General features: G+C 39.6%; 13 protein-coding genes. 7 read left to right on the top strand and 6 right to left on the bottom strand.

All coding sequences use genetic code 11. From position 1 onward, the window contains the following. Window positions 1–41 precede the first annotated feature (41 nt). A complete protein-coding gene (locus tag V7K56_RS09585; protein ID WP_334909848.1) occupies window positions 42–458 on the top strand; it encodes a XisH family protein in 417 nt (138 codons plus the stop codon). Beyond that, complete coding sequence (locus V7K56_RS09580) at window positions 446–784, top strand: XisI protein (protein ID WP_334909846.1); 339 nt, start codon at window positions 446–448, stop codon at window positions 782–784. The genes V7K56_RS09585 and V7K56_RS09580 overlap by 13 nt, the downstream gene beginning before the upstream one ends. A gap of 68 nt (window positions 785–852) precedes the next feature. Here V7K56_RS09580 and V7K56_RS09575 read toward each other — a convergent pair whose 3' ends face one another. Further along, window positions 853–1,392 carry a DUF2267 domain-containing protein gene (locus V7K56_RS09575; RefSeq protein ID WP_334909844.1) on the bottom strand — a complete coding sequence of 180 codons (540 nt, stop codon included), beginning with the start codon at window positions 1,390–1,392 and terminating at the stop codon, window positions 853–855. Between the two features lie 284 nt (window positions 1,393–1,676). On the opposite strand from V7K56_RS09575, the gene V7K56_RS09570 reads away from it, so the two are divergent. After that, window positions 1,677–2,474, top strand: coding sequence for a dienelactone hydrolase family protein (locus V7K56_RS09570; RefSeq protein ID WP_334909842.1), 798 nt, complete (start codon window positions 1,677–1,679; stop codon window positions 2,472–2,474). Window positions 2,475–2,533: 59 nt separating this feature from the next. Here the strand turns inward: V7K56_RS09570 and V7K56_RS09565 are convergent, their stop codons facing one another. From V7K56_RS09565 to V7K56_RS09555, 3 genes are all read right to left on the bottom strand, one after another. Next, window positions 2,534–2,737, bottom strand: a complete 204-nt coding sequence (locus V7K56_RS09565) for a hypothetical protein (protein WP_334909840.1) — start codon at window positions 2,735–2,737, stop codon at window positions 2,534–2,536. Window positions 2,738–2,796: 59 nt separating this feature from the next. After that, the gene (locus V7K56_RS09560) at window positions 2,797–3,444 is read right to left on the bottom strand and encodes a class I SAM-dependent methyltransferase (protein WP_334909838.1); all 648 of its coding nucleotides are present in this window, start codon (window positions 3,442–3,444) and stop codon (window positions 2,797–2,799) included. A gap of 228 nt (window positions 3,445–3,672) precedes the next feature. Further along, window positions 3,673–5,862, bottom strand: coding sequence for a sensor histidine kinase (locus V7K56_RS09555; protein WP_334909837.1), 2,190 nt, complete (start codon window positions 5,860–5,862; stop codon window positions 3,673–3,675). Between the two features lie 423 nt (window positions 5,863–6,285). Between V7K56_RS09555 and V7K56_RS09550 the strand changes: the two genes are divergently transcribed. The 3 genes from V7K56_RS09550 (at window position 6,286) to V7K56_RS09540 (ending at window position 9,962) form a co-directional block, all read left to right on the top strand. Next, window positions 6,286–7,170, top strand: coding sequence for a glycoside hydrolase family 75 protein (locus V7K56_RS09550; RefSeq protein WP_334909835.1), 885 nt, complete (start codon window positions 6,286–6,288; stop codon window positions 7,168–7,170). Window positions 7,171–7,593: 423 nt separating this feature from the next. Beyond that, window positions 7,594–8,145 (top strand): PEP-CTERM sorting domain-containing protein, encoded by a 552-nt coding sequence (locus V7K56_RS09545; protein ID WP_334909833.1) that lies wholly within the window; start codon window positions 7,594–7,596, stop codon window positions 8,143–8,145. A 227-nt stretch (window positions 8,146–8,372) separates the two neighbouring features. Continuing rightward, window positions 8,373–9,962: an alkaline phosphatase D family protein gene (locus V7K56_RS09540; RefSeq protein ID WP_334909831.1), complete on the top strand. Its 1,590-nt coding sequence runs from the start codon at window positions 8,373–8,375 to the stop codon at window positions 9,960–9,962. A 499-nt stretch (window positions 9,963–10,461) separates the two neighbouring features. Here V7K56_RS09540 and V7K56_RS09535 read toward each other — a convergent pair whose 3' ends face one another. Further along, window positions 10,462–10,884: a hypothetical protein gene (locus V7K56_RS09535; RefSeq protein WP_334909961.1), complete on the bottom strand. Its 423-nt coding sequence runs from the start codon at window positions 10,882–10,884 to the stop codon at window positions 10,462–10,464. A 416-nt stretch (window positions 10,885–11,300) separates the two neighbouring features. Next, a complete protein-coding gene (locus tag V7K56_RS09530; RefSeq protein WP_334909829.1) occupies window positions 11,301–11,522 on the bottom strand; it encodes a hypothetical protein in 222 nt (73 codons plus the stop codon). A 68-nt stretch (window positions 11,523–11,590) separates the two neighbouring features. Here V7K56_RS09530 and V7K56_RS09525 point away from each other — a divergent pair, with 68 nt between their 5' ends. Beyond that, the gene (locus V7K56_RS09525) at window positions 11,591–12,331 is read left to right on the top strand and encodes a hypothetical protein (protein WP_334909827.1); all 741 of its coding nucleotides are present in this window, start codon (window positions 11,591–11,593) and stop codon (window positions 12,329–12,331) included. Window positions 12,332–12,386 lie beyond the last annotated feature (55 nt).

Here is a 12,386-nt window from a genome sequence, read left to right as displayed (position 1 = left end):
AATTTAGGCAAAGACTTTATCTTTATGGTTAGCTGTCTACGATGTCTGCAAGAGATACGTTTCATGAACTGGTTAGAAGTGCCCTTGAGAAGGAAGGGTGGATAATTACTCATGATCCGTACCACATTGATTTAGAGTTTGTTGATTTTTACATCGACTTGGGTGCAGAACTGTTGCTAGCAGCGATAAAGGATGAGGAAAAGATTGCAGTTGAAATCAAAACGTTTTTGGCACCCTCAACGATTTCTGAGTTCCATACTGCTATTGGACAATTTATTAACTACCGCATAGCTTTGGAAGATGATGATCCAGAGCGGCGGTTGTATTTGGCAGTTCCGCTCGACGTTTATAAGCGATTTTTCAGATATCTATTTATTCAAACGGTCATTGTCCGTAACAAAATTCCCCCTTTGTTGTATGACACAGAAAAACAGGAGATTGCAGAATGGATAAGCTAATATTATATCGTGAACTAATTCAGAGATTATTGACAGCGCGAGCAAAGTTGCGTTCTGAAAGCGATCCAATAGAAAGTCAAACTATTTTTGATACTACAAAAGACCACTATCAGCTTGTGCATGTGGGATGGAAGGATAGTAGTACCCGGATTTATGGCTGTATGCTGCATATAGATATCAAGAATGGGAAAATTTGGGTGCAGCATGACGGAATGGAGGATGCGAGCGCAGATCAACTTGTGAGGGAGGGAGTGCCTAAGCAAGATATTGTGATAGCATATCATGCACCTCATGTACGGCAGTATACAGAGTTTGCTGTCGGGTAAACTTATATATAGAAAACCTGTTTATGAGCGTTACTCACAAACAGGCTTGACTTTTTTTAACTTTCTAATTAAGCCTGCTCCCAAAGCTGACGTACATAGTCAGGTAGCCAGCTAGCAATTTCCTGAATTCGTTCTTCGGAAAGCTCGTCTTTGGTGGCAGAAAAGACTGCTTTAACCGCTTGTTCTCGATCAACCGATCGCGGCATTCCGCTTTCATTAGCAACTCGGAACAGGAAGCGATCGGAATCGATATTAAAGATACCTGAGCCTTTCCAGGGTGGACGAACCCGGCTCAAAAGTCCCACAATTGGATTGGTGTCTTTCCAGAGATCGGACACTTCAAACTGGAGTGCTTTCTCATCAGTAGGTACAGCCTCTGTATGCAGTTCTGCCTCGACGCGATCGCTGGCTTCTGTGGTCATCACGTCGCGCATTACGCGAAACACAACTTCAGTAAAATCCCTTGCATCATAGGGATCTGCAAATCCGCCTTTGACCTGAACTTTTTCCAGGAAGGAGCGATGTTCTTCGGCGATCGCAGCTCGATTATCTTCAATCTCCGTTGAGTCAATTTCTGGAACGTCTGTTCTAAAACTTTGATCGGGCATCGTTTTTTGTTGTGATTATTAGTTTAGAGTTTTTATGCTTACTTTATGTAAGGTCGCACAAATCAAAAACCCTTGGGATCTTCCAGAAGTTTGAGATGGCATTTTATTCAAAAGTTAGAAATTCATCCGATTTACTCATCACAGTAAAGTCATACTTGAGGTAAGCAATTTCTCTTTATTGAGCAGAACAACACTTTGGTGTTTCTGCCTATAGTAGTCATCGCCCATTGGTGTTAAAAAACAGTCAGAATAGATGAATTGCTATAAACTCCGTCGAAACAAAGATGCTAGAAACAACAAATATCGAAATTAACACTTGTTATGTCAAAGTACCTAACAATAATTTAGAAATCGGTGCTTATTTAGCTCAACCATCACAAAAGGGAAGCTTTGGCGCAGTTATAGTTTTTCCAGAAATTTTTGGAATTAATAGTAATATTCGAGATATCACCGAACTAATTGCTAAACAAGGATATATAGCGATCGCTCCAGCGATGTATCAACGTATTGCTCCCGGTTTTGAGGCTGATTTTAGCCCTGAAGATATTGGCTATAGTCCAGAAGCCTATCGGCTGGGCTTGGAATATTATCAACAAGTAAAATATCAAGAGATATTCAGTGATATTCAAGCTACCATTATTTACCTCAAAACTTTACCTAATGTCAAAGATGATGCCCTCGGTGTCATTGGTTTTTGTTTTGGTGGTCATGTTGCTTATATGGCTGCAACTTTACCGGATATCAAAGCAACGGCTTCGTTTTATGGTGGTGGGATTACCACTGCTAGTTATGGTGAAGATACTCCAACTATTAATCGTACTTCAGAAATTAAAGGTACTATTTATGCATTTTTTGGTACAAGAGATGCATTAGTTTCCCAGGAAGAAAACGAGCAAATTGAAGCAGAACTCCAAAAACATCAAATAAATCATCGTGTATTTCGATACGACGCTGGACACGGATTCTTCGCCGGATTCTTCAAAGACCAATACCCATTTTTAGCCCAGCACCCAAGTTATAACCCAGAAGCGGCTCCTGATGCTTGGCAACATGTTTTAGAACTGTTTCAAAACTACCTGTAAAACTCTAACGCACATACTGCGATCGCACTCATTGGACTTCTTGGATGAATCAAAAGCCCTCACCCAAAATCCCTCTGCCAAGCTTGGCAGAGGGATTTTGGGCGTTGCATAGTTGCGGGATGATTTAGTAACTTCCAAAATTCTCCCCTTGCTTCCCCTGCCTCCCCTGCTTGCCCCAATTCATCCCACTGTTCTGCAACGCCGATTTTGAATTTGGCTCCCCTTCTCCCCAAATTGGGAGAAGAGGTTGGGAGATGTAGCAAGACCCCGCAGGGTGGGCGAATTTTGTATATGTGCAAGAGGTCTATTGATCCTATTGCTTTTAACTTTTTGAATTTTTAAGCAGTAATTGACAACCACATAAAAACGGATTTGGACTGTCTGTGCGATCGTCCGCAAGCACTTCAATGGGAAGCTTGCTATTATAAATCAATTTGTTATAATCCATCAATGCATCCCACTTGATCTTGCCAGTCGGAAAACCTAGCTGTGAAGTACTATCAGATATTAATTCTTGCCATTTCTTAATCTCTGGATCTTGTGATTTGCAGTAATCGAGAATGGCAATCAAGGCACCAGGCTTAGTAACTCGCAGGATCTCTGCAAGAGCGCGGACTGGATCTTCAACTACACACAGGGTAAATCCCGACGCTGCTGCATCAAAGCTATTATCAGAAAAATCAAGATTGCAGAGATCCGATACCTTGAAAGTGATGTCTGCGGATACGGGCTTTTTACGTGCTTCATCTATCATCTTCTCAGAAAGATCGACACCGACGACACGTACACTTTCAGGATAGGCTGGAAGATTAAGACCAGTTCCTACCGCAGCATCTAGGGCAGTTTGTCCTGGTTTTAGCTGCAAGGAAGCAATTAAGGGTTCGCGTTCAATGTGCCAGTAACGCTTCATAATTGCGTCATAATCCACTGCTCCTCGATCGTAAGTTTCAATCACCTGATTTATCTGCATAAATTTTTTAACAAACACGACTACTGATTTTAAATCTGTTCAACTGTCATAACCTGTTACGCCCTAAACCGCAAATCATTGTTTAAGCTTCGTAAATTAGCAAAAGTATTGTTACTAACAGCACTTTACAAGTTAATGAAGTACAGCTTCCTCAAATTGAAATCTGCTGTATAATCTAAAATTCTTTATATCTTCCTTTTCCCGCAAGCCTCAGCCATAATTTATAGTTCAACCATTCCTTAGCCACAGGGGAATCTGAATGATAAACTCGGTTCCTTTTCCAGGAGTTGAGAAACACTCCAGTTTACCATTATGTTTTTCTGTGACGATTTGGTAGCTGATGGACATACCCATTCCGGTTCCTTTGCCAATGGGTTTAGTGGTGAAAAAGGGATCGAATATTCGTTGCTGAAATTCTTTAGAAATACCAACTCCGTTATCAGCGATCGCTACTTCTAACCACATTGAATTAACTACCGATGTGCGAATCTTAATTTGACTGGGATTGTCCTTGATTTCCTGATAAGTACGCTTGGTATTATTTTCTTCTAACGCATCAATCGCATTTACTAAAATATTCATAAATACCTGATTAAGTTGTCCGGCATAGCATTCTACTGGGGGTACATTGTCGTAGTCTTTAATCACCTCAATTTCAGGTTGTTCTGGTTTACCTTTGAGGCGGTGCTGCAAAATCATCAAAGTACTGTCGATGCCTTCATGAATATTGACGCTTTTTAATTCCGCTTCATCGATGCGAGAGAAATTTCGCAGCGACAGTACAATTTGACGAATGCGATCGGTGCCTACTTTCATAGAAGACAATAATTTTGGCAAGTCTGACTGCAAAAACTCCAGATCGATGTCTTCAGCAACAGTTTGAATTTCAGCAACAGGGTAGGGATTATATTGCTGATACAACTGCATAAGTGCTAATAAATCCTGGGTATATTCCTGCACATGGGCGAGGTTGCCATGAATAAAGTTGACTGGATTATTAATTTCGTGTGCGACTCCAGCAACTAGTTGTCCCAGGCTAGACATTTTTTCACTTTGAATAATTTGAGATTGAGTGCGTTGCAATTCCTCTAATGTATTTTTAAGTTCAGTGGTACGTTCTTCTACTCGATCTTCTAGTTCTTCCTTGCTTTTCTCTAAAGCCGTAAACGATTCATGTAGTTGTCCTGCCATGTAGTTGAAAGAGTTAGACAGGGTATTAAGTTCTCGAATACTGCTAGTTTTTACTGTCTGATTTAAATTGCCAGATGCCATTGCCTTACTTGCCCGATTCAGGCGCAGAATCGGGCGTACAATCCAATGGGAGGTAAACACACCCATCACTGAGGCAATGACTAATGCGCCCAAACAAAGGGCGAGCGTGGTCTGCGTGTTAGCGTTAATTTGTGCCATGAATGTGTTTTCTGGCACACTCACCACCAGCAACCAATCCAAGCCATATTTGTCACGCCAAGGTACAACATCGACAAAATGCCGTTTTCCTTGTATTTCAAGTTGAAAATCTGTGTCTTGGGTGATGGAGTCAAACTCTTTAAAAGTTTGTAGGTGTCTAACAACCTTCTGTATTATTGGGTCAGAACTGTCGCTCGCCTGCAATCTTTTAACCTTTTGATTAACGAAGGTAAAGGGCTTTTCAGTGCCGGAAGTAGCGATTAATGTGCCATCACGTTCTAAAAGGAACACCCGCCCAGACTGACTAATATCCAAATTGCGTAAAAAATCGCCTAGTTTCAGGAGATGAATATCGCAGGCAATCATTCCCAGCAAGCGATTTTGCGAATCATAAATCGGACGACTCGCAGAAGCAGCAATGTAGGGACCGGTGGGATAATTTCCACTTACAATCTTTGCCCAAATAGGTTTACCAGCAGCGATCGGTTGGGTATACCAAGATTCCTGAGAATTTTTCCAATCCCACCGAGCATTGATTTGAGTTCGATCGCCTTGATCGTTAGTAGCGTAAGTGTAAACATTATTGGGAGGCTTGGCAGTCCAATCATCAATAGTGATTGTCTTGCCATCATAACGAGCTGCACCCAGCCCCTCACCTGTCGTTAATCCAATACCAATATAAGTCAAGTCATAGGCGTGCATCTGATCCCAGAAATACTTGCCAAGGGTTTGGCGATCGCGCACATTTAATATTCCCCTGTGGATAGCATCTGCGTTGATCTGATTCAGGGTTTGCGGAACAGAAAGATAAGACTTGAGGTGTTCGTCCACTACGTTCCTGTTACGATCTATCAACTGTTCTGCCAGGTCATTAACTGCTCTTTGTCCATTTTTAAAGGACAAATAACCCACTAAACTGACCGCTGCAAAAATTTGAATCACAAAGGGAACAATAAGAACAATCTGTAATGGCAACGCCTTAGCTTTGCTGAGATAGTGAGTCTTCATTGCTGGAAGCTGAAAGTTGTGCTAATTTGATTTGCTTCTATAGTTCCCAAGATGTTCACTTACTCACCTTTGTTTAAATTTTTTTTCAAGTCAAAGGTGGCTGTAAGGTGGAATGCTACTTTTTAAGCAAAAATTGCTGCCTAGATTCGCAACTTCTTGAAGAAGTCGGGGATCTAAATCCAGCGATTTAGTAAGTGATATCTAGATGTGGCGTGGATTGCGGGGGTTCGTTCTTTTGTATTGCCTTGCTTCCTTCTAGAAAAATTAGGTATTACCCGCCTAACTGACTGACTCTCTATTGTAGCAGCTGGCGCGACATCGAAAAATCAGAATTTGAGACTAGATATTAGCAATAGCATCAGCACAAAATTTGGCTTTCTTAATATATTTTCATAATTTCAACTTTTAAATTTGGAGTAATTTATGCAGCAATTTCAAGTAATCTCAGATAGTTTAAATATACGTTCAGTACCGATTGTTGACGAAGTTAATCAAATAGCATCTCTTCCAAAAGGATATATTGTCACTAAAATTAAACATTCGGATAATGACAAGTGGTGGAAGGTGGCAACTATTCTTGAAGGCAAAACTTTAGAAGGTTTTGTAGCTCAAAAATTTCTTAGTCCAGTCACAAAATTTTCTATCAAGACTATTCTTAAAATTGGTGAAATTTCTATTTTCCAGGCAAATGGAGAATCTACATTTTTCTATGAGGCAGGTATGAGCATTAATGCTGATGGTGCGCCTAATGCTTATCACCCCGCAGATACAGGGATTGATTTTTTGGCAAATGCTGGGTATTCGGATAACTGGTGGGCACTAGCTGTAGATAAAAACGGCAATCCATTTATTCAAGGCAGTACCGATCCATATCCTGGATACTATATTTCTACGACTGCATTATTTGACTCTGGATTTGTTAAACAAGATCCACGTCGCTATGTTGATTCAACAAAGATTCCGTATATTGTTCTTTCGGGAAATAATGATTTTAGAAAGGCTACAGGCGTTAAATTAGGAGATTTTGCAGTTGTTTACAACACTAATAACGAAAAACTCGCTTTTGCAATTTATGCTGATGTTGGCCCTAAAACCCAGATTGGAGAGGGTTCAATAGCTTTGTCTCAGGCTGTTGGAAACGATCCATTAGTACAATCAAGAGTCAGGCGAGGAATTTCCAAGGATATCGTTTATATTATTTTTCCGGGTTCTGGAAATGGACAGCCAAGAACAATTTCAGAGATAGAAGCTGAAACTAAACGGTTTTTTGAAATATGGGGCGGCGTAGAACGGATAAAATCTCTATAATCCACATTCCGTATTTCAATCAGTAGTATGATTACGCAGCATTTAGGGTGAGATATGAATCTATATACTCATCTTTCTAATTCCTAGTACAACCAGTCCCAATTACCCCTTATCCCCAGAGAGCGCCACCTGTTCTCCAGTCCCCAGTTCAATATAAATGTTTTAGTTAACTGCTAACTCTTTTATTCGCAATTTTATTTTACCTCTAATTAAAGTCTCCTTAAACTCATGATTCTAAAATAGGGCGACTTCAATTATTTGGAGACTAGTTTCTTTTTCTCAAAAAGGGAAAAAGCATTGATTTTCATCACTGTTCTAATCAGTGATGAATACCCGTTTGGGAAATCAGCCAATTAGAAACAAACTATTTATATACCTTGCATTGTGCATTACTTACAGAAGTTTATGGTGAGGAAAACTGAGATGAAATTTGTTCCACAATTAGTGCTTGCTGCTGCTACTTTGACTTTAAGTTTTGCTACTGTAGAAGCCAAATCTGTATCTGCTGCAATTATTAATTACGCTTTCACAGTTGATAGTCCCGTAACTAAGGGAAATGGCTTTTTTAGCTTTGATGACTCAACTTTCAGTAAAGAAGATAATCCCGTAGCCACCATTAAGTCACTCTCTTTCAAATTTGACGGTGACTCTACCGTTTACACTGAAAAAGATGATACTAAATATCCAGAATTTCCCCTAGTATTTCCAACTACGTTCTCAACCGGACAAACATCTTTAGCATTAGACTATCTGTTCAACGATAAATCTAATCCTTCCAGTTCTATAAGTTACGAAATCATTGGTGAGGATTTGACAATTTTCTCTAGCACTTCTCCAGATGCTAAACCCATATCAGGTAGAGTTTCCTATACACAAGTACCTGAACCTACACCTTTAGTTGACGCTCTCTTTGCTTGTAGTTTTGGTTGGATAATTAAGAAAAAAGTAGCATCAATGAAAAAGATTAAAATCTAATCTTGGTTAAGTTGATATTAACGCTTTCTTTGCCAAGGATTAATCTTTTAGTAATATGCTTTTATCTGGCAAAACAACATCTAATACATTGATGCCAGAAGAAAAAATTGGGAATTAAAACCTGATTTTGGTAAGGGAGTTAGTTACGAAGTTTGCCTAAGACCACCCTGCCTTCTTCATGTTAGCTGTTGCTGCGTTTTAACTTACCTGTTAGTCAGGAGTAGAAAATGGTAGATTACCGGAATTTTGAGCAGTTCCTACACAGTCGAATCAAACGACGCAACTTAATTATCGGGGCAGGAGCATTGTCTGGTTTGGCGATCGCTAACCAATTTTCTCATCAACGAGCGATTGCTAGAAGCAGATTTTCTAATTATCCTTTCACTTTGGGTGTAGCGTCAGGTGACCCCTATCCTACCAGCGTAGTGATTTGGACTCGTCTAGCTCCCGAACCCCTAAACGGAGGTGGAATGCCATCTGCTAATGTGCCAATTCGCTGGGAAATGGCTACTGATCCCGATATGAAGCGTATTGTCTCCAGAGGTACGGTACTTGCAACTCCACAACTAGCTCACTCAGTTCGAGTTGTGGTAGAGGGACTGCAATCTGATAGTTGGTACTGGTATCGGTTTATTGTCGGTCAAGATGCTAGCCCCATTGGCCGCACTCGTACAGCTCCTCTAGCAGGTGGCTATTTAAATAAATTAAACTTTGCCCTTGTCTCTTGTCAGAACTATGAGCAGGGCTACTATACTGCTTACAAATATCTTGCCCAGGACGACCTCAGCTTAGTAGTGCATGTTGGCGACTACATCTATGAAGGAGGAATTTCAAAAAATCGCCCCAGACAGCATAACAGTGCAGAAATTGTGACTTTGGAAGATTACCGCAACCGTCACGCCCTCTATAAAACTGATTCCAATCTGCAAGCAGCTCATGCAGCGTTTCCCTGGATTGTTACCTGGGATGACCATGAAGTGGAAAACAACTATGCCAACGACATCTCGGAAGTCGATACTGAACCAGACCAGAATCGGGCAATCTTCCGCCAACGGCGGGCTGCTGCCTATCAAGCTTACTACGAACACATGCCACTGCGCCCCTTCTCGCGTCCTGTTGGCGCCGATATGCAACTTTTCCGTCGGCTCTCCTTTGGTAACTTAGCCACCTTCCATGTCCTAGATACCCGCCAATATCGCACCGATCAGCCATGTGGTGATGGTACTAAAGAACGTTGCCCAGAAAATTTAGATCCGAATGCAACGATTACTGGCAAGCGTCAGGAAAATTGGCTATATGATGGTTTAAATAGCTCACAGGCTAAGTGGAACGTTTTAGCCCAGCAAGTTGTAGTTGCTCAGATAGACATGAAACCAGGGAAAGGCGGAACCTATAGCATGGATAAGTGGGATGGTTATGTGGCTTCCCGCGATCGCCTCATGCGTTTCTTAGAACAGCGCAAACCATTTAATCCAATCGTCTTATCAGGCGATATCCATTCCAACTGGGCAATGAATTTAAAGGCTGACTTTAATAATCCAGAATCTGCTACAGTCGGGAGTGAATTCGTCTGTACTTCAATAACCTCTGGTGGCGATGGGGCAGATACCACCCCAAATGTTGAAGCTTACTTACCCGATAACCCGCACATTAAGTTCTTCAACAGTCAACGAGGGTATGTTCGCTGTGCGCTGACTCCTACAACCTGCAAAACAGACTATCTAGTTTTATCAAACGTCACAACTCCATTTGGCACAATTAGTAAGCGGGCTTCATTTGTGGTTGAAGATGGTAGTCCAGAAATACAACAAGTCTAATCGTTTAATTCCCAGGTATCACAAGCAGACAATCATAGATGGATATAGATAAATTATCAATGTTTATCTGTATTCATCTCTGGTTTCATTTTCAGAAAATTGACTTTTGCAAGTCGATGCTTTTTACCGTCAACCCAATCTACAAGAGCAACGATCGCACTAGAAATTTGTTAAACAATAATTTGATAACGGCAAGCAAAGCAGGTGATATTAATTGAGAATAACAATGCAGTGGCTCCCTAATTTACAAGATTAGCGATCGCAGTTATAGCCGCCATATTTTGATAACTATTTTAAATCCGTAAGGTGTTGACACAAAAATCAGCGGCGTAGAAAGGATCAAGTCTTTATAAAAGTTTATCTGATGCAAATTTAGTTGTAGTAGAGACGTAGCAGTGCTACGTCTCTTTCTTACGGAGAGCGATATCTACCAGACGCTTTGCGAATGCGTCTATGCAATCATTTTTGCTTGAAAAAATTTTGTGTAGAATAGCATATATTAAGTTGTTGCTGCTGGTTTCTTTCCATTGTTGCTCTCCATACTGGCAACGAATGACGGTTGCTCATTATTGATTGGTGACTTTTCTCGCTGTCCCTTACGACGCTGATTTTTAGGAACTCCCCCTGCCATGCCGTACTCTATACTGCTTTTGCCATATCGAGTTCCAACGGCCATTAGCATTTGTTCTGTCATATCTCCCAACTCGCTTTCTGTTTCTAGCATTTCCCGATACAACTTATCCAAGCTGGAAAGGGCACTATTGTAAGCATTTTCTTTAGATCGCATCGTCTCGATCAGAGTTGAGAAAGCAGGTAAGGTAAGTCCATTGCCTAAATCTAACCTCGGATCAATTGAGTTTATGCTAGCCGCACGGCGCACTGCTTTTTCTAATACTACAGAAGTTCTTTTTCTCCGAGCTATGATCTACACCTTGTAATCTAGTACGGTTAATATTCTTTACCTTAAAAAATTTCCGTATAGATCAGCTTGAGAGAATTCCGGCAAATCTGCAATAGTTTTTGCTACATAGCGATCGTTGTCATGAATGCGCTAACTACTGAAATGAGAAAGCAAACTGGGGTTTGAGAAAGTCAAAGTTGATTTTACTTGCGGAAAACACCAAAATGAATAAGTCATAAGGCATTTTGAGAAAGTCAAAGTTGATTTTACTTGCGGAAAACACCAAAATGAATAAGTCATAAGGCATTTTGAGAAAGTCAAAGTTGATTTTACTTACGGAAAACACCAAAATGAATAAGTCATAAGGCATTTTGAGAAAGTCAAAGCTCATTTTGTTAACTAAATTCGACTTTATGCATATTTTTGTACTATAATAGCTAGCTTTGATCGTTGTGATGGTAGTGCGATTTGGGAAGATGCTGTGTTTGTACTTGATGTCTGTCACAGATTGCAAGCTTCACTAACAAGTGAAAAAGTTGATGTATAAGAAAAAATAATGACTGCGATCGCATTAACCCAGTTACTTGTATAAGTGCGATCGCAACACCAAAAATACTTATTTTAACAAGTTGCAGATGTACTAGGAACTTCTCTAGCATTCTTAAGTAGTGGTAATTTTAGGTCTAATTTGTCACAATAGTAATTTCAGTTAACAGTCTCCATAAAGATGACAGAAGTTACGCCACATCCAGAGTGCCCATTTACACCAAAAACATTTGAACTTCTTGAAAAATTTAAAAATCATTCAAGTAAAGATTTTTATTTAGATCATGAAGAAGAGTTTCAAGAGTATGTTGAAAAACCTCTTCATCAAATTTATATTCATGTGATTGCCCAACTAACAGGTCAAATTATAGAAAGATTAGATGTACACAATGCTACTATACAAAAGTACTATCATAAGAGCCTTTTTGGTTATTATTTAAACTGGAAAAAAACAATAAATAATTTTAATTATATCAGTTTATTTATTTCTCTTGAAAAAGACGATTTTCGTTTTGGTCTTTACATAAATGAGTCTAGTGAAGCAAGACAAAGATTTATCAAAAATATCCAAACTAAAAAAATCAAAGAAATAGTCCTTCAACATCTTCACTCAATAGATGATTTATATTTACATTCTGAATCAACTACAAAAATTACTACATTAAATCGTTGCTCTGATTGGCTTGGAATAGTAGGTTCGTTAAAAAGCGCTACTAAAAAGATTCAAATTAGCAAGCACTTAAAACCAAAATTACTATTAGATTTTTCTTTGGAAGAACTAACTACGCAGATAAATAACACATTAGAAAAAGTCTTTATTTTATTTTTGATTGCTACTGAAGATGATCCACTATTCCAACTTAGAAGATATATATTAAAATACAGAAATGTTGAATATCGATACAAAACTTTACATTATTAGTTAGAGTAGCTTTAAAAAGCCCAAAATAGTCAACATAACATGATTTCCTCAAACC

This window comes from Nostoc sp. (genome assembly GCF_036917535.1).
Taxonomy (GTDB): Bacteria; Cyanobacteriota; Cyanobacteriia; order Cyanobacteriales; family Nostocaceae; genus Nostoc.
The sequence above is the reverse complement of the archived record's forward strand: the minus strand, read 5'-3'. Positions and strand labels throughout refer to the sequence as shown.